The sequence below is a fragment of the Streptomyces sp. SM10 genome, assembly GCF_002910915.1.
Classification (GTDB): Bacteria; Actinomycetota; Actinomycetes; order Streptomycetales; family Streptomycetaceae; genus Streptomyces.
In genome coordinates this window covers 26,139-43,031 of sequence record NZ_NEUF01000150.1, presented here as the reverse complement: position 1 = coordinate 43,031, position 16,893 = coordinate 26,139, and the positions used below count along the sequence as shown (strand labels likewise).

17 protein-coding genes and 1 pseudogene are annotated in these 16,893 nt (G+C 69.4%); 6 read left to right on the top strand and 12 right to left on the bottom strand.

The genetic code is table 11. The annotated features are described in order from the left end of the window. Positions 1-7: 7 nt before the first annotated feature. Complete coding sequence (locus B9S57_RS23835; protein WP_103517648.1) at positions 8-472, top strand: hypothetical protein; 465 nt, start codon at positions 8-10, stop codon at positions 470-472. Positions 473-643: 171 nt separating this feature from the next. Here the strand turns inward: B9S57_RS23835 and B9S57_RS23830 are convergent, their stop codons facing one another. Together B9S57_RS23830 and B9S57_RS23825 are read right to left on the bottom strand one after the other, a co-directional pair. After that, positions 644-1,096 (bottom strand): hypothetical protein, encoded by a 453-nt coding sequence (locus tag B9S57_RS23830; RefSeq protein ID WP_103517647.1) that lies wholly within the window; start codon positions 1,094-1,096, stop codon positions 644-646. 85 nt (positions 1,097-1,181) lie between these two features. Further along, positions 1,182-2,090 (bottom strand): hypothetical protein, encoded by a 909-nt coding sequence (locus B9S57_RS23825; protein ID WP_146057801.1) that lies wholly within the window; start codon positions 2,088-2,090, stop codon positions 1,182-1,184. 273 nt (positions 2,091-2,363) lie between these two features. Between B9S57_RS23825 and B9S57_RS23820 the strand changes: the two genes are divergently transcribed. After that, positions 2,364-3,437, top strand: a complete 1,074-nt coding sequence (locus B9S57_RS23820) for a helix-turn-helix domain-containing protein (RefSeq protein ID WP_103517645.1) — start codon at positions 2,364-2,366, stop codon at positions 3,435-3,437. Between the two features lie 72 nt (positions 3,438-3,509). Here B9S57_RS23820 and B9S57_RS23815 read toward each other — a convergent pair whose 3' ends face one another. From B9S57_RS23815 to B9S57_RS23800, 4 genes and pseudogenes are all read right to left on the bottom strand, one after another. Next, positions 3,510-3,800: a hypothetical protein gene (locus B9S57_RS23815; protein WP_103517644.1), complete on the bottom strand. Its 291-nt coding sequence runs from the start codon at positions 3,798-3,800 to the stop codon at positions 3,510-3,512. Between the two features lie 63 nt (positions 3,801-3,863). Then, positions 3,864-4,823: a hypothetical protein gene (locus B9S57_RS23810; RefSeq protein ID WP_103517643.1), complete on the bottom strand. Its 960-nt coding sequence runs from the start codon at positions 4,821-4,823 to the stop codon at positions 3,864-3,866. 16 nt (positions 4,824-4,839) lie between these two features. Beyond that, positions 4,840-5,788, bottom strand: a pseudogene (locus B9S57_RS23805) (helix-turn-helix domain-containing protein). A gap of 282 nt (positions 5,789-6,070) precedes the next feature. Then, positions 6,071-6,508 (bottom strand): ATP-binding protein, encoded by a 438-nt coding sequence (locus tag B9S57_RS23800; protein WP_103517642.1) that lies wholly within the window; start codon positions 6,506-6,508, stop codon positions 6,071-6,073. Positions 6,509-6,672: 164 nt separating this feature from the next. Here B9S57_RS23800 and B9S57_RS23795 point away from each other — a divergent pair, with 164 nt between their 5' ends. Together B9S57_RS23795 and B9S57_RS23790 are read left to right on the top strand one after the other, a co-directional pair. Further along, entirely contained in the window at positions 6,673-7,551 is an 879-nt protein-coding gene (locus tag B9S57_RS23795; protein WP_103517641.1) for a helix-turn-helix transcriptional regulator, read from the top strand. Further along, a complete protein-coding gene (locus tag B9S57_RS23790) occupies positions 7,548-7,757 on the top strand; it encodes a DUF397 domain-containing protein (protein WP_103517640.1) in 210 nt (69 codons plus the stop codon). Before B9S57_RS23795 ends, B9S57_RS23790 begins: the two co-directional genes overlap by 4 nt. A 24-nt stretch (positions 7,758-7,781) precedes the next feature. Here the strand turns inward: B9S57_RS23790 and B9S57_RS23785 are convergent, their stop codons facing one another. Beyond that, positions 7,782-8,681 carry a LysR family transcriptional regulator gene (locus B9S57_RS23785; protein ID WP_103517639.1) on the bottom strand — a complete coding sequence of 300 codons (900 nt, stop codon included), beginning with the start codon at positions 8,679-8,681 and terminating at the stop codon, positions 7,782-7,784. Positions 8,682-8,751: 70 nt separating this feature from the next. Here B9S57_RS23785 and B9S57_RS23780 point away from each other — a divergent pair, with 70 nt between their 5' ends. Beyond that, complete coding sequence (locus B9S57_RS23780) at positions 8,752-9,681, top strand: NAD-dependent epimerase/dehydratase family protein (protein WP_103517638.1); 930 nt, start codon at positions 8,752-8,754, stop codon at positions 9,679-9,681. Positions 9,682-9,695: 14 nt separating this feature from the next. Next, the gene (locus B9S57_RS23775; protein WP_103517637.1) at positions 9,696-10,583 is read left to right on the top strand and encodes an aldo/keto reductase; all 888 of its coding nucleotides are present in this window, start codon (positions 9,696-9,698) and stop codon (positions 10,581-10,583) included. A 146-nt stretch (positions 10,584-10,729) separates the two neighbouring features. On the opposite strand, the gene B9S57_RS23770 is transcribed toward B9S57_RS23775, so the two are convergent. The 5 genes from B9S57_RS23770 to B9S57_RS23750 form a co-directional block, all read right to left on the bottom strand. Beyond that, on the bottom strand, positions 10,730-11,788 hold the full coding sequence (locus tag B9S57_RS23770; RefSeq protein WP_103517636.1) for a LacI family DNA-binding transcriptional regulator: 1,059 nt from the start codon (positions 11,786-11,788) through the stop codon (positions 10,730-10,732). Then, positions 11,773-13,449, bottom strand: a complete 1,677-nt coding sequence (locus B9S57_RS23765; RefSeq protein ID WP_103517635.1) for a glycoside hydrolase family 13 protein — start codon at positions 13,447-13,449, stop codon at positions 11,773-11,775. Before B9S57_RS23765 ends, B9S57_RS23770 begins: the two co-directional genes overlap by 16 nt. Positions 13,450-13,547: 98 nt before the next feature. Further along, positions 13,548-14,426, bottom strand: coding sequence for a sugar ABC transporter permease (locus B9S57_RS23760; protein ID WP_103517634.1), 879 nt, complete (start codon positions 14,424-14,426; stop codon positions 13,548-13,550). Further along, a complete protein-coding gene (locus tag B9S57_RS23755) occupies positions 14,423-15,439 on the bottom strand; it encodes a carbohydrate ABC transporter permease (protein WP_103517633.1) in 1,017 nt (338 codons plus the stop codon). The genes B9S57_RS23760 and B9S57_RS23755 overlap by 4 nt, the downstream gene beginning before the upstream one ends. A gap of 21 nt (positions 15,440-15,460) precedes the next feature. Then, the gene (locus B9S57_RS23750; protein ID WP_103517632.1) at positions 15,461-16,732 is read right to left on the bottom strand and encodes an extracellular solute-binding protein; all 1,272 of its coding nucleotides are present in this window, start codon (positions 16,730-16,732) and stop codon (positions 15,461-15,463) included. Positions 16,733-16,893 lie beyond the last annotated feature (161 nt).

The following is a 16,893-nucleotide window of genomic DNA, read 5'->3' as shown; positions in this document are numbered from 1 at the left end:
CCGTCCCATGAGCACCGGACGGCCACTGCGCACCCGCGAACGGGTGATCGTCGGCCTGGGCATCGCCTTCGCCCTGCTCGTCACCCTCGGCGGCGGACTGGGCCTGGCGGCGGAGGGATTCGAGGGCCGCACCGCACTACGGGAGGGCCCCGTGGGGACGCTGGCCCCTACCGATCGGCAGTGCGGCAAGGAGTCCTGCGACTGGATCGGCACGTTCACCAGCACCGACGGCACGGTCACTGCGCGGGACATCGAGCTGCGGGACGAGATCAAGGTCCGCCGCGACGATCCCATGCCAGGCGCGATCGACGGCGTACGGCTCGCGGAGGACGCCGGAACCGCCTACACCTCCGACTACGGCTGGCGCGCACCGGTCGCGAAGGGCGCGGCCCTCGGCGTCGTGGGGCTGGCGGTCGCGACCGGGCTCGGCCTGATGCTGCGCCGCCGACGGGGCGCCGGCGAGTCCCTTTGAGCCCGGAGAGAACGGCGGCCCGGTGTCGGGCCGCCTGCACGGTATGAGGCCGCGTCAGGCCGCCGGTCCCCTTCACGCACATCACGGGGTCACACACCCCTTCGGCCGGCGCCGTGCGGGGGTGCCGGATCAGTGGCGTCCCCCGCACGGCGTGGACCTCGTCGGTGAAGATCAGGTGGCCCACTTGCTGCAGTTGCCGGCGCTCACCCAGCGGTGCGAGCTGATGGCGTTGCTGACCCGGGAGCCGCTGGTGAAGTAGTCGTTCGTGAGGTCGGAGGCGTAACCCTCGTTGCGGGACAGGCAGATGTAGCCCCCGGTCCACCCGGTCCCGGTTCCGTTGTAGAACTTCACTTCGTAGCTGTTGCCCTTGTTGAGGATGGACGTCGCCTTGTTGGTGTCGCCACCCTGGAAGCTACCGCCGCTGTCACCCCAGTTGGAGTCGTCGCCTGCGGCCCTGCCGAGGTATCCGTCGCAGTAGGCGTAGTTGTAGGCGTACATGTAGCCGGAGGCGGCGCCCGAGTAGTTGTCGGAGCAGGTCGAGGCCGCATGTGCGGCGGAGGCGGGGACTGCGGTTCCGAGGGTGGCGAGCGCCAGGACCGTCAGCGCAGCGGGCAGTTTCCTCATGGACAGGACTCCTTGATCGTCGTTCGATGGGAAGGCTCCGTGGCCGATACGCCACGGACGTCTGCGGTGGGGCACGTGCCCGGCTTCAGAGCTTCATGGCCCGGGACAGGGCGGACTTTCTCATCTGCTGGTACGTGGTGAATTCTTCGGCGTAGCGGCGCAGGACTCTTTCTCGATATTCCTTCTCGAGTGAGTGCGCAGTCTTTCCGAGAGATGCCTCCTGGGCGCACTCGGCCTCGGCCACAGCCAATGCGACTTCGGCCGCCTGAGCTCGTGACTCACTCATTCCCTTGATCAGGCCGTCCCGCTGCTCACGTATCGCGTCGGGGCTTTCGAACGGCTTTCCCGACTCCTTCATGCAGCGCGCCCACACCGTCACCGCTGCGGTGAGTCGCTCATCCTGAAGGATCTGCGGAACGTACAGGGGCGTCAGCGAGGTCACGGTCCGGTTGACACGGAACCAGGTCGGGTAGTCGCCGTAGAGCCGCCCCCTCGCTTCGGCGTAACAGCCCGTTCGGGGGGTGCTGACCGTGCCGCCGGACGGCAGTTCGACGGTGAGAGTGTCATCGAAGTCCCCGTCGAGCGCATGTGAGTAGCGGATGCGCTCCTGCTCAGAGAGGGCATTGGCGTAGGTGATGTTGGGGTGGCTGCGGCGCGCCTCCTCGGCTGCGATGTCGAAGGGCCGCCCATAGCCGTACCGGCGTGCCCAGTCGACGTCGTCCACGACATACCCGCCGGCCCTGCGCTCGGCGACGCCCGCCACGGGGCCCGGCCAGTAGCGGAAGCCTTGGTTCTGCATGCACCGCCGGACGAGGACGTCCTCCGCACGGTCGATCTCGACTTCCTCCGCGGGGGTCAGGTCCTTGATCCGGGCGCCAGGCACGGAGGCCACCTTTTCCTTCTGCGGCCGGGCCGTTTCCGTCGGCCCTTCATCTTCGGTTCCGCAGCCGGCTGTCAGGCAAGCGATGAAAGCGACCAAAAACAGGAAGGACACCCTCCTCGACATTCGAAACATCCCCGCCCCCTGAGGTGAACGCATGGCTCCAGGCCCTTCGCTCCGAAGAGTCGGCCGCCTTCCAGGAAGTCGGCTCCGTCAATGCAGGAGATTAGAGGGTGATGGAGACCGGTTCTTTGCCGTGCGTGCGCGGATCTTTGTCAGTTGTGCGGTCAGGTCACCGGCCGCCGCCCCGTCCCTTGCGCGGCCGGAAGGACCGGCCACAGAATCTCTGCGAGGGAGCAGGAACCACACACGGGGGAGGGGCAGCTTGTGGGGGTAACGGATCGCCGCGCCGTCACGTCAGCGCCGGAGCGGGCACACCAGGGGGCCGGTCCGGGGTACGCGGCACTCGACACGTCAGCAGTACCACCGCGGGAGCGGGAGGACACGATCCGGCACGCCCTGTGGCAGTCCTTCTCCCGGGTCGACATCGATCACCACTCCCCCGAGGAGATCGGGGCGCACATGAGAGTCGGCGCCCTGGGGACCCTCAAGGTCTGCACAGCGCGGGCGACTCCGGTGACCTTGCGCCGTTCGGAGCGGCTGGCCCGGGAGGACGAGGAGCCGGCGGTGTTTCTCGGTCTTCAGATGACGGGGACCAACGTCGTCGGACAACACGGTCGCCAGACCGTGGTCGGGCCGGGAAGTCTCGTGATCTTCGAATCGACCGCCCCGTACACGCTGCACTTCGGCAAGGGTGTCGACTATCTCTCCCTGCGTATCCCGCGGGAGGCGCTCGCGATGCCGGAGCGGGTACTGCGTAATGCGTCCGCCACCACGCTGGGCCCCGGAAATCCCACGGCCCGCCTCGCCTTCAGCTACTTCACCCGGCTGGCAGCGAGCGAGGAGTTACGCGACGGGACGTACGCCGAAGCGATCATGGAACCCAGCGTGGAACTCCTGCGTGCCGTCGTGACCTCCCAGCTCGGTAATGCCGGCCCCGGCCGGGCGGGGCCGACGGAGGTGCCGATCAGTCTGCGGATCACCCAGTACATCCGGGTCCACCTGGCTGATCCTGCTCTGTCGGCCGCGCGGATAGCCGCCGCACACGGCATCTCGGTCCGCCACCTCTACACCGTGCTGTCGCGGTCCGGCATCAGCCTGGGAGACTGGATCCGCACACACCGTCTGGACGAGTGCAGGCGGGAGTTGGCCGGCCCGAGGGGCCGGGTACGCACCATCGCGGGGATCGGCCGGAGCTGGGGCTTCGTGGACGCGACCCACTTCAGCAAGGTGTTCAAGCAGGCCTACGGAGTCTCACCCCGGGCCTGGCGGGAACAGCACCACCCCGCCCCTTCACGCAGGAGAGCTGTCCGGACCGTCGTGCCCGGCGACATGTCCTGACCTGACCAGGGCATCAGCGATGTGGTCGAGGGTGGGGTCGTGGGCGTCGCGGATGAGGGCGGCAATGACCGCTCAACCGGCAGCAGTCTCCTCCTCGGAGTTTCCGGCGAAGATCTCTTCGGCGGTGGTGGCATGGACGGCACGCACCAACCACTGGCGTCGAAGCTCGGGGTCTCCGCAGGTGATGATCTTCTCGCGGGTGGCGTGGGTGACATCGATTCCACGTGCGCCGAGGATGATCAGGATGCTCTCGGCGCGGCCTTCGAGACGGCCTTGGGCGCGGCCTTCGAGACGACCTTGGGCGCGGCCTTCTTCCCGGATCTCCTCGGAGAGGGGCGAGACGTAGAAGGAGAGATCGGCCACCGGATTCCTCCACTTGTCGTGCGGGCGAAGCCGTTGCGGGAGTGCAAGCGCACCGCAACAGCCCTACCGGTCGGCGGGCGTCTCCTCGTCAAAGATTTCGTCGGAGGTGGTGACGAACGCTGCGCGCATCAGCCATCGGCGGAGTACTTCCGGGTCACCGCAGGTGGTGACCTTCTCGCGGGTGGCCTGGGTGATATCGATGCCGCGTGCACCCAAGATGACCAGGACGGCCTCGGCGTGCCCCTGCGCGAGACCCTCGGCCCGGCCCTCGACGCGACCTTCGACGCGGCCCTCGACGCGGCCTTCGACGCGGCCCTCGACGCGGCCCTCGTCCCGGATCTCTTCGGAGAGCGGCGAGGTGTAGAAGGAGAGATCCACGGCCACCAGGTTCCTCCACTGTTGGGCGGCAGGGCGGTTGCCCAGGCCTTGTGCGATGAGTTCGACGAGGGGTTCGGCAAGTGCTTCCGGTGTCTCGCGCAGTGCGAGTGACATCGTCTTCAGTATCGCATCGACGTCCGGATTGTCAGCGTGTGTGATCGCCGCGAGCGTGGCGAGCGCGAGGTCCTTCCGGGCCTCGGCCACGTTCGTGATGGCGGGCATGTTGTGAGGCCCTGCCACCAGGGGGCGGGTGGTCACGGTCGGCCACCGGGGTAAGCCGATGGTGATGGGCCGGGCGGCCCATGCGGCGGTCGCGTGGTCCTGGCAGATCACCAGGAGCAGGACGGGGAGCCGGTACTTGTTGTTGAGGTACGTGACGTAGTACGGCCAGCTGGTTGTCTTGCCGGGGTCCTTCTTCCCCTGTGCTTCGACGACGAGAAGGAAGGGGCCGTCGTTCTGCGTCTCGATGCGCAGGAGGGTGTCGACGCGCCGTTCCAGTGGCTCGGTCTCGGTGAGATCGACGGTCACGGACTCCGCGGACGCGAGGGGTGGCAGGTCGACCCCGAGGACCTCGGAGAGCCGGGAGAAGAGGTCCGGGTGTTCCTGGAAGATGCGGTGCATCGCTTCGTGCGGTGCGCTGACCATGGGTTTCCGTTCGGGATCAGGCGACTGTGGGCAGGTCGGTGCGGCAGTCACGGCAGTGGCCGGAGTGACGTGAGCGGAAGGCCCGGTCGCAGCGGTCGCAGTTCTGCAGCGGGATGACGATCGTGCGTGGGCGTACGGCCTCCAGTTCGCGCGCGCCGGGCAGCGGGGGCGGCAGGAGCGCGGTGATCCGGTGCCGCAGGAGCTTGGCGGGGTGTCTCAGCGGTACGGGCAGGTCAGTGGTGAGAGCGTGTCGGAGGGCGTCCGGATGCGTATCGCGTTCGAGCCAGGCAGCGACGCCGGGCGTGAGGGTGCTGATGTCCGCCTCGGACAGGCTGAGTTGGGGTGCGTGGCGGCGCAGGTCGGCGAGGATCGCGGCGGCGGCGCGCTGGAGTTCGGGGGTGAGCGCCTGGGGCTGCGGCAAGGGCGGAGGTGGTGCCGTACGGGCTGTGGGCGCCGGTACGAGGACTGCGGTGGGCTGCGGGACGGGCGTCGGTTGCGGAGGTGGCGGTGACAGTGGCGGCGGGCATTCCCTTGACGGAGGCAGCGGTGCGGGGCGATGGGGGCCTGGCCGTGGCGCGCGCGGGCCGAGGTGGCGGTGGGGTAGCAGTGGCGGCGTCCACGCCCGGCTGGTTGTACGACACCGTGCGCGTGACGATCCGGCCGCCGGCGAGGCGTACGCGGCTCCGGTGCAGGTAACCGGACGCCTCCAACTCCCGCAGGGCGGACGCGATACGGGTCTCGCTCTCCGGGAAGCGTTCGGCGAGGCGCTTGATGCCGATCTTCGCCCCGGCGGGCAGCGACTGGATGTGCACGGCCAGGCCGACCGCGACGAGGGAGAGACCCCGGTGCTGGGCCAGGTGGTTGCCGATGACGGTGAAGCCTGCGGTGTGCCGGACGTTGACGTGGATCACGCCGGAACCAGCGGGCTGGGCGCACGGGGGCGCGGTAATCTGCTGGGTACCCATCAGGAAGCGCTCTTCTTCCTCGGTGGTCAGGCCCTCGATCGGGATGCCAGTCCCGTCGGGGGCCGTCGCATGTCTGCGGTGGTCGTGGCGAGCATATGCCCGACAACACCTGCAAAATCCAGCCCAGTTGCGTTATGTCACCCGGGCGAGTGACGGTCCGCGCATGGAGGGAGGATTGGGTGGGGAAGGGTTTCTTCCCGAGTTCTTTCACAGCATTGAGCGACGTGGGCCACCGCGTCGCGGCTCACCGGGTCGTGGATACCCGCGACCCGGTACCGGCGATCACGGTGCAAGATCGAGTTCGGCCCAGTCCGTCTTGCGCGGGGCGGGTCCGACCTCGACACCCCAGCGGTCCGCGAGCGCCCCGACGATCAGGAGACCTCGCCCCGACTCCGCGTCACCGGCGGGCAGGTCGACCGCTCCGGGCACAGGGGGAAGCCGTTCGGCCCGGGTGTCGGTGACCTCGATGCGGAGAAGCGCCTCCTGATGGATTGCGAGGCCCAGCCGGAAGTCGCGCCCCGGTACACGGCCGTGCACGACGGCATTCGCGGCCAGCTCCGCCACGATGTGCGCGGCCGGCTCGGCGGGCAGCCCCCAGTCCCCCAGGTGCGCCGTCGCGAGCAGGCGGGCGAGCCGGGCGCCCCGGCGGGTGGGAGAGAGCAGCACGGTGAACTGCCGTGTGGGAGCGGAATGTTCGGTTCGGGTGATTTCTTGGGTCACGTCACTCAGCGTGGCCCTTTTTGCTTACCGTGAAGAGGGACAAGCCGGTTACGTACGGTGATTGTCCAGTCCTTGTCCAGCGCTGTCCCGGCTGTCCGGGGTGCCCCGCCGGGGACGACAGAGGTTGATGCAGGAACGGCAGGCGCGTCGGAAGTGGGGCACGGATGAGCGTGGACGAGGCCGGCACGGTGCGCGGGCACGACGGTGCGGACGAGCCCGGCTGGGAGGTCGATCCGGACGACGAGTCGGGCGTCGCCATGGCCGCCACGGTGGGGCGGCAGATCAAGGCCTGGCGGGAGGCGGCAGGCATGCGGGCCGGTGAGTTCGGAGCCGCCATCGGGTACGGGGAGGACCTGGTCTACAAGGTGGAAGGCGGTCGTCGCATCCCCCGGCCGGAGTTCCTGGACAGGGCGGACGAGGTCCTCGGGGCGGGCGGCAAGATCGCGCTGCTGAAACGGGAGTTGGCGGAGGTCCGGTACCCGAAGAAGGTGCGGGAGCTGGCAAAGCTGGAGGCCCAGGCTGTCGAACTCCTGGCCTACGGAGACCACCACTTGCACGGACTGCTTCAGACCGCCGAGTACGCGCGTGCGCTCTTCGAAATGCGACTGCCCGCGTACGAACCGGATGCCATCGAGCAGGCCGTCTGCGCACGGGTGGCCAGGCAGACGATCTTCGAACGAAGCCCATCCCCTGCGCTCAGTTTCGTGCAGGAGGAAGCAACGCTCAGGCGCCCGCTCGGGGGCACAATGGTTCTGCGTCGCCAGCTCGAACACCTGCTGTCGCTCAGCCGATTGCGACAGGTTTCCATCCAGGTCATGCCGATTGCCTGCGAGGAGCACGCCGGAATGCAGGGAGAGACCCAGGTGCTGAAGTTCAAGGACGGAACGGCTCTGGGACGCTCGGAGGGGGCGTTCAACGGAAGAGCGGTGTCCGATCCGAAACAGCTTCGAATCCTTGAGCTGCGGTATGGCATGATCCGGGCCCAGGCTCTCACCCCTCGGGAGTCGCTGGCCTTCATCGAGCAACTTCTTGGAGAGACATGATCAGCGAGCTGCACGCCGGGGGCGTTCACGGACTGAAGTGGTTCAAGAGCAACTACAGCAGCAATAGCAGCGAGGCCGACTGCCTTGAGGTGGCCACCGCGGCTGACGCGATCCACGTCCGCGACTCCAAGGACCTCCCCGGACCGCGCCTCCACTTCAACCCCACTGCGTGGGAAGCCTTCGTGACGTACGCCTCCGGGAGCTGACCCGGCGCACGCCCCCCAAGGTGGCTAATGAGACGCCGCCTGCTCGCGGAGCGCCTCGATCAACGTCGTGACGTGCGGGTGGTCGCGACGCCCGAGCGTAGCGACGCCGATGTGGCGGGTCGGAGCAGGCGGCTCGATCGGGACGGCGTGCAGACCCGGCACAGACGGGACGAGTGCGATGGAAGGGATCAGGGAGATTCCTATGCCCGCGGCGACGAGCGAGCGGGCGAAGAAGTAGTCGGTGGTGGTCCCGCGCACCTCCGGTTCGAAGCCCGCGCGCTCGGCGTAGCGGCGCAGGTACGCCTCGGTCTTCAGGCAGCCGAGCACCCAGGGCTCCGCTGCCAGCTCGGCGATCTCCAGCGTCCGGCGGCCGGCGAGCCGATGTCCCTCCGGCATGACGACGTGCAGGGGGTCCTCCAGGATGGGCGTCCACCGCAGGCCGGAGCCGGGCACCGGCCTGGCGGGCAGCGGACCGTCGAAGTGGTAGGCGAGGGCGAGGTCCACGGCGCCCTGGCGGACGAGGGGCAAGGTGTCCTCGGGCTCGCCCTCCCTGACGTGGAGCACCGTGCTCGGATGGGCCGCCGTGAGCCGGGGGAGAGCGCCGGGCAGCAGGTGCCTGCCGCCGCTGGTGAAGGTGGCGACGGTGAGCTGTACGCGGCCGGTGCTGAGCAGCTCGACCTGCTGCTTCGCCTGTTCGAGCTCGGCCGCGACGGACTCGGCGGCCCCGACCATGATCTGACCGGCCTGGGTGAGGGTCACCCCGCGCGTGCTGCGCGTCACGACCTGGGCACCGAGGCTGCGCTCCAACGCCGCCACGTGCTGGGAGACGGCGGAAGGGGTGAGGCGGAGAGCTCCGGCGGCCCTGCTGAAACTGCCGTGGTCCGCCACCGCCCGCAGGACGCGGAGCCGCTGCACATCGATCAACAGTTTTCCTTACGCCGCCGCCAGTAAGTCAGCACTTCTGCTGATGACGATAGGTCTCCAGGATGGGGGCATGCAAAGGATCTGCGTCATCGGCGGAAGCCGGTACTTCGGAAAGCTCCTGGTCGACCTCCTGCGGGCTGCCGGTCATCAGGTCACGGTCATCAATCGCGGTTCCGCCCGGCCGCCCGCCGGTGTCGAACACCTCATCGCCGACCGGGACGACGAGGCCGCGCTCGTCGCCGCGCTCGGGTCCCGCACCTTCGACGCGGTCGTCGACCAGGTCTGCTACACCCCGGTGCAGGCCGCGATCGCCGCTCGCGCCTTCGCCGGCCGTACCCGGCGCTACGTCATGACGTCCACGATCGAGGTCTACGACCCCGGGACCGCCGCACTGCCGGCCGTGCCGACGGGTACGCCGGTGTCGGAGGAGAACGTGGACCCCCGCACCTGGCAGGTGGCCACGGACCTGCCCTGGCACGACGAGGCGTACCTGGAGGCGCACTACGCCGAGGGCAAGCGCCAGGCGGAGGCCGTCCTCACCCGGGACGGCAGCTTCACATACGCCTCCGTGCGCAGCGCGCATGTGCTCGGCGGCGGCGCGCAGGAGTTCACCGGCCGGCTGGCGCACTACACCGAGCGCATCGGCCGGGGCGAAGAGATCACCGTGCACGCGAAGACGCTGCCGACGGTGTTCATCCACTACGAGGAGCTGGCGGACCTGCTGGTGTGGGCGACCACCGCCACCGACTTCACCGGTCCGGTCAACGCCTGCTCCGACGGCCTGCTCGACGTGCGTGAACTGACCGCGGTCGTCGCCGCGCAGACCGGCCGCACACCCGTCCACCGGACCGTCGCGGCGGGAGGAGCGGCTTCGCCGTTCTCCTTCGACCGCCACTACGCCATGAGCAACACCCGGGCGAAGGAGCTGGGCTTCGCCTTCTCCCACGTCGACGACTGGCTCCCCGGGGCCGTCGCCGAGACCGCCGCAGCCACGGCATGAGGAGCCTGACCGCCATGGAGTACCGCAGCATCGCCGGCACCGCCGTCAGCGCCATCGGCCTGGGTGCCATGCCCCTGTCCATCGAGAACCGCCCGGACGAGGCTCGGGCCGTCGCCACCGTCCACGCCGCCCTCGACGCCGGTGTCACGCTCATCGACACCGCCGACAGCTATCACTGGCACGCCGGCGAGGTGGGCCACAACGAGCTGCTGATCGCCCGGGCCCTGGCCCGCTACGGCGGCGACACCTCCGGTGTGCTGATCGCCACCAAGGGCGGCCGCGGCCGGCCCGGAGACGGCAGCTGGACCGTCACCGCCACCCCGGCCCACCTCAAGCGGGCAGCGGAAGCCTCCGCCAAGCGCCTGGGGGTCGAGGCCATCGGCCTGTACCAGTTGCACAAGCCCGACCCGGCCGTGCCCTGGGCGGAGTCCGTCGGCGCGCTGCGTGACCTGCTCGATGCCGGCACGATCCGCGCCGCCGGCATCTCGAACGTGACCACCGGTCAGATCCGCCAGGCGCACCGGCTCCTCGGCGACGGGCTCGTCTCGGTACAGAACCGGTACTCGCCTGCCGTCCGCGACAGCGAGCCCGAATTACGGCTGAGCACAGAGCTGGGCCTGGCGTTCCTGCCCTGGAGCCCCCTCGGCGGCATCTCCCGCAGCTCCCTCGACGGCCCCTCCGGCCCGACCTCCACCGGGACCGCCTTCCAGCGCGTCGCGGCGGGGCGGGGCGTGAGCCCGCAGCGGATCGCCCTGGCCTGGCTGCTGAGCCGCTCTCCCGCGGTGATCCCGGTGCCGGGCGCCAGTCGGCCGGCATCCGTCCGGGACTCGGCGCGGGCCGCCGAGCTGGAGCTGAGCCCCGTGGAGCTGACCCAGCTCGACGAGGAGGCGCTGCCGGTCTGAAGCCGTCCCGCGGCCGGCATGCGAAACGGGGTCGGTATCCGAAGCGGGGTCGGTATCCGAAAGGGGGCCCGAAACGGGGTCGGTACGCGAAACGGGGCCGGGTCCCCCCTCCGGACCCGGCCCCGCTCACCCCCTCACGCACCCGTTCAGATGCCGCGCACCGCCGCGGTCGACCCGCGTACCACCAGCTCCGGCTGGAACACGTACTCCGTGCGCTGCACCGGGCTTCCCGCGATCTCCTCCAGCAGCGCACCCACCGCCGCGGAGGCCATCGCCTGGACCGGCTGGCGCACCGTCGTGAGGGGCGGGTCGGTGAAGGCGATGAGCTGCGAGTCGTCGAAGCCGACGACCGAGACGTCGCGCGGGACGTCCAGGCCTCTTCCCCGGGCCGCACGGACGACGCCGAGCGCCATCAGGTCGCTCCCGCAGACGATGCCGGTGCAGCCCGCGTCCAGCAGCGCGCCAGCCGCGACCTGGCCGCCCTCGACGCTGAACAGCGTGGAGCAGACGAGCAGTTCGGCTTCCTCGCGGTCCATGTCCAGCAGCGAGACAGCCGCGTCGACGAAGCCGTCGCGCTTGCGCCGGGAGGGCACGTAACGCTGCGGGCCTATCGCCAGGCCGATCCGCCGGTGGCCGAGCTCCGCGAGGTGGCTGACGGCCATGCGTACGGCGGCCTGGTCGTCGGGCGAGACGAACGGGGCGCTGATGCGCTCGTTGTAGCCGTTGATCAGGACGAACGGCACGCCGCGCTCGGTGAGCGCGGCGTAGCGCGCCGGGTCGGCCGAGGTGTCGGCGTGCAGCCCGGACAGGAAGACGATGCCGCCGACGCCGCGCTCGACGAGCTGTTCGACGAGCTCGTCCTCGGTGGCGCCACCGGGCAGCTGGGTGCAGAGCACGGGTGTGTAGCCGTGCCCGGCGAGGACCTGCTCCACGGACTGCGCGAACGCCGGGAAGATCGGGTTGGTGAGCTCGGGAGTCACCAGTCCGATCAGTCCGGCGCTGCGCTGCCGCAGCCGTACGGGACGCTCGTAGCCGAGGATGTCGAGCGCCGCGAGCACCCGCTGGCGTGTGGTGTCCGCGACGCCCGGCTTCCCGTTGAGGACCCGGCTGACGGTGGCCTCGCTGACCACGGCCTGACCGGCGATGTCGGAGAGCCGCAGCGCCGGTCCGGTCCTCGGTGCCGGGACGGTCACACCGTCCACCACACCGTGGTGTCGGCGGGCAGCTCGACGGTGTCGCCGTCGACGGTCACCGGGCCGCCGGCGAGCAGCAGGGCGCCGGGGGCGGCGATCCGGACCGGTGCGCCCGTCGTGTTGACGGTGCAGACGAAGCCGGGGCGGCCGAGGGCCAGGACGCCCTCGGGGGCGTCCAGCCACTGGACGTCGCTGCCGGCGCCGAGGCCGGGGTGCTCGCGCCGGGCGGCGATCGCTGCGCGGTACAGCTCCAGGGTGGAGCCCTCCGCACCGGTCTGCGCCTCGACGGAGAGCGCGCCCCAGCTGGCGGGCTGCGGCAGCCAGCTGCCGCCGTCGCCGAAGCCGTACGAGGAGCCCTCGCGGGTCCACGGGATCGGGACGCGGCAGCCGTCGCGGAAGCCGTCCTGGCCCTCCGCGCGGAAGAACGACGGGTCCTGGCGGGCCTCGTCGGGCAGGTCGGTGACGTCGGGCAGGCCGAGCTCCTCGCCCTGGTAGACGTAGGCGGAGCCGGGCAGGGCCAGCATCAGCAGGGTGGCCGCGCGGGCCCTGCGCAGACCGAGCTCGCGGTCGCCGGGGGTACGGATCTGGGTGCCCAGGCCCGGCGGGTTGGCGAAGCGGGTGGTGTGCCGGGTGACGTCGTGGTTGGAGAGCACCCAGGTGGTCGGGGCGCCCACCGGACGCATGGCGTCGAGCGAGGAGTCGATGACCGTACGCAGCTCGGCGGCGTCCCAGGCGGTCGACAGGTACTGGAAGTTGAAGGCTTGGTGCATCTCGTCGGGGCGCACGTAGTGGGCGGTGCGCTCGACGGTCGGGGTCCACGCCTCGGCGACGAGAATCCGGTCGCCGGGGTACTCGTCGAGGATGGTGCGCCAGCTGCGGTAGATCTCGTGCACACCGTCCTGGTCGAAGAACGGCATGACGTCATTGCCGAGCAGCTTCAGCTGGTCGTGGGAGCCGAGGTCCGGCAGGCCCTCGGCCTTGACGAGGCCGTGGGCGACGTCGACCCGGAAGCCGTCGACGCCCATGTCGAGCCAGAAGCGCAGGATGGAGCGGAACTCGTCGGCGACGGCCGGGTGTTCCCAGTTGAAGTCGGGCTGCTCGGGCGCGAAGAGGTGCAGGTACCACTCGCCGGGGGTGCCGTCCGGGTCGGTGGTCCGGGTCCAGGCGGGGCCGCCGAAGATGGACTCCCAGTCGTTGGGCGGGAGTGCGCCGTCGGTGCCCTTGCCGGGGCGGAAGTGGTAGCGCTCGCGCAGGGCGGATCCGGGGCCCTCGGCGAGGGCCCGCTTGAACCACTCGTGCTGGTCGGAGGAGTGGTTGGGCACCAGGTCGACGATGATGCGCAGACCCAGGCCGTGGGCCTCGCGGATCAGCTGGTCGGCGTCGAGGAGTGTCCCGAACATGGGGTCGATCGCCCGGTAGTCGGCGACGTCGTAGCCGGCGTCGGCCTGCGGGGATGCGTAGAAGGGGCTGAGCCAGACGGCGTCGACGCCGAGGTCCCTGAGGTACGGGAGCCGGGCGGTGACGCCCGCGAGGTCGCCCATGCCGTCGCCGTCGGCGTCGGCGAAGCTCCGCGGATAGACCTGGTAGATCACCGCGTCCTGCCACCAGCCGGTGCGGTGGCCCGGGGCGCCGTCGGACGTGCCGGTGGAGGGGGCAGCGAGGTGCTGGGTCATGTCGTCCCTGGGGTGTCTGGGAGGGAGCGGCGCCGGGACCGGGTCGGGGTTTCCGGCGCCGCCGTGATGGTGCGTGCGGGCGTGCGGGTGAGGTGGGGTCAGCCCTTGACGGCTCCGGCGGACATGCCGGTGACCAGGTGCTTCTGCGCGAAGAGGAAGACCAGCGCGGCGGGGATCGCGATGAGCACGGACGCCGCGGTCATCGGGCCCCACTGGGCGCCGTACTGGTTGACGAACTTCTGCAGTCCGCCGGCGAGCGTGAGGTTCTCGTCGCCGACCATGAAGGCGGAGGCGTAGGCCACCTCGCCCCAGGCGGTGATGAAGGAGTAGAAGGCGGTGACGGCCAGGCCCGGCTTGGCGAGGGGGAGGATGAGCCGCCAGAACGTGCCGAACGGGGTCAGCCCGTCGACCTGGCCCGACTCGTCGATCTCGTGCGGGATGGTGTCGAAGAAGCCCTTCATCATCCAGGCGCAGAACGGCACCGAGATGGTGAGGTAGGTGATGACGAGACCGGCCGGCTGGTTGAGCAGCCCGATGGTCGACATGATGTTGTAGATCGGCACGATGAGGACGGCGACCGGGAACATCTGGGTGATCAGCAGCGTCCACATCAACCCGCGCTTGCCGGGGAAGCGGAAGCGGCTGACGGCGTAGCCGGTGGTGGCGGAGACGAAGACACCGATGACGGTGGAGAGTCCGGCGACGACCACGGAGTTGCCGAACCAGCTCAGGAACTCGGTGTCCTTGATGAGGTTGGTGTAGTTCTCGAACGTCGTCTCTTTGAAGAAGTCCGTCGTCGTCGCGAACTGGGCGGGCTTCAGCGAGGTCAGCAGGACCCAGAGCACCGGGAAGACCGCGATCACCGACGCGATGATCAGGGTGAGGTGCAGGGCCGTGGAGGCGAGCGGCGAGCGGTCGCCGCGCCTGCGGACCTTGGCGGCGCCGTGCCGGGCGGGGGTTGCGGTGGCTGTGGTCACCAGTTGTCTCCCTGCGTGCGGAGCACTCGCCTGTAGACCATGGCGAAGAGCATCAGGAGTACGAGGATCAGCACGCCCCAGGTGGAGGACTGCGCGAAGTCGCGCGGGCTGATCTCGAAGGAGAATTTGTACGCCTGGGTGACCAGGATCTGGGTGGCCTCGCCGGGTCCGCCGCGGGTCAGCAGGAAGATCACCGGGAACATGTTGAAGGTCCAGATGGTGGAGAGCAGGACCACCGTGGTGGAGACCGGGCGCAGTCCGGGGAGCGTGATGTGGCGGAAGCGCTGCCAGGCGGTGGCGCCGTCCATCTCCGCGGCCTCGTACTGCTCGGAGGGGATCGACTGCAGGCCGCCGAGCAGGGCGACCATCATGAACGGGACGCCGAGCCAGACGTTGACGGCGATGACGGAGAACTTGGCCCAGGTGGGGTCGTTCAGCCAGGGTATGCCGTCGATCCCGGCACCGCCGAGGATCTTGTTGAGCAGCCCGCGGTCCTCGTTGTAGAGGAAGCGCCAGGCGAAGACCGAGACGAAGCCGGGGATGGCCCAGGGCAGGATCAGGGCCATGCGGTAGGCGGAGCGTCCGGCGATGCGGCGGTTGAGAATGTTGGCCAGCCCCATGCCCAGGCAGAACGTGATGCCCACGCAGGAGACCGTCCACACCAGCGTCCAGCCGAGCGTGCCGAGGAACTGGGTACCCGTCAGCGCGTCGACGTAGTTGTCGACGCCCACGAACTCGTAGGTGGCGGGGAGTTCGTTGACACCGATGGACCGGGCGACGTTGCGCTCGTTGGCGTCGGTCAGCGAGAGGTAGATGCCGCGGACCAGCGGATACCCGATGATCACGCCGATCACGATCACGACGGGGGCGACCATGGTCCAGGCGTACCAGTGGACCGACATGGCCCGCCGGAGCTTGCTCGGTGGTGCGGATCTACCAGTACCGCGGCTCCGGCCGCGGGCGACGTCGTCGCCCGCGGCCTTCGCCACCGACTGGCTGGTGTGGACAGCCATCAGCCGGCCTGCCTTCCTGGGTTACTTCCAGCCCTCGAGGAGCTTGCGGTAGGAGTCGCCGGTCGCCTTCGCGGCCTTCTCCGGCGTGGTCTGGTCGGTGAGAACCTTGGTGTACTCGGTGACCAGCGGCGCGAAGAGGCTGCCGGTCTCCGGGATCCAGGGGCGCTCGACGGCGGTCTCGACGACGGGCTTGAAGAACTGCACGATCTCGCTGTCCGCGGCCTCCTGCTTGGCGTAGGCCGAGGTACGGGTCGGGAGCAGGTTCAGCTCACCGGCGGTCTGCGCCTGGGTCTCCACCGAGGTCATGTACTCGACGAAGGCGTACGAGGCGTCCAGGTTCTTGGAGCCCGCGTAGACGGCGAGGTTGTGGCCGCCCTGCGGGGCGCCCTGTCCGGCCGTGCCGGCCGGCACCGGGGAGATGCCGAGGTTCGCCTTGTCGGTGAACTCCTTGCCGGTCAGGGTGTCGGCGACGGCCCACGGGCCGTTGATCATCATCGCGACCTTGCCGTCCTTGAACGACGACTGCATGTTCTCCCAGCCGTCGGTGGCGTCGGTCTTGGCGGCACCCGAGTCGACGAGGTCCTTGACCGTCTTGAAGGCCTTGACGCCCTCGGGGTTGTTCACCGTGACGGTCTTCGACTTGGCGTCGACCAGGTCGCCGCCCTCGCCGTAGAGGAAGGAGAGGAACCAGTACGCGTCGTCGCCGCGGAGGTAGAGGCCGGTCTTGCCGGTCTTGTCCTTGATCGTCTTGGAGACGGTCTTCAGGTCGGCGATGTTCTCGGGGACCTCGACACCGGCCTCCTTGAAGATCTTCTTGTTGTAGAAGATGCCCATGGAGTCGATGACCTGCGGAACCGCGTAGGTCTTGTCCTTGTACTTGGTGGACGCGGCGGCCTGCTCCAGGAAGTCGCCCTCGTCCTTCAGCGCCGCGGTGCCGTCCAGCGGCGCGAGGTAGCCGAGGTCGGCGAACTCGGGGGTCCAGGCGACCTCGGAACGGATGACGTCCGGGGCGCCGCCACCGGCCTGCGCGGCGTTCTTGAACTTGTTCTGTGCCTCACCGAAGGGGACGTTGACGTACTTGACGTCGACCTTCGGGTGCTCCTTCTCGAAACCTTCGGCGATCTTCTTGAAGACCTTGTCCTCGCTGCCGACGGTCGAGGTGTCCCACCAGGTCACCGTGCCGGAGAGCTCGCCCGAGCTCTTGCTGCCGCCGGACTCGTCATCGCTTCCGCAGGCGGTCGCCGCGAGCGCCAGGGTCGCGACCAGGGCGGTGGCCGTTATGCCACGTCGCATCTGAACTCCTTCAACTGCCGTACCGCTCCGTCGCGGCGCCGGGTCGACGTGAACGTAACAAGGATGAAAGACGACCGAAAGACCTTGCGGAATTTTTCTGCAAGCGCCGCTGATCGTTACATTGGCGTGTCCTCAAGGTTGCCGTCAAGCCTCTTGACGGA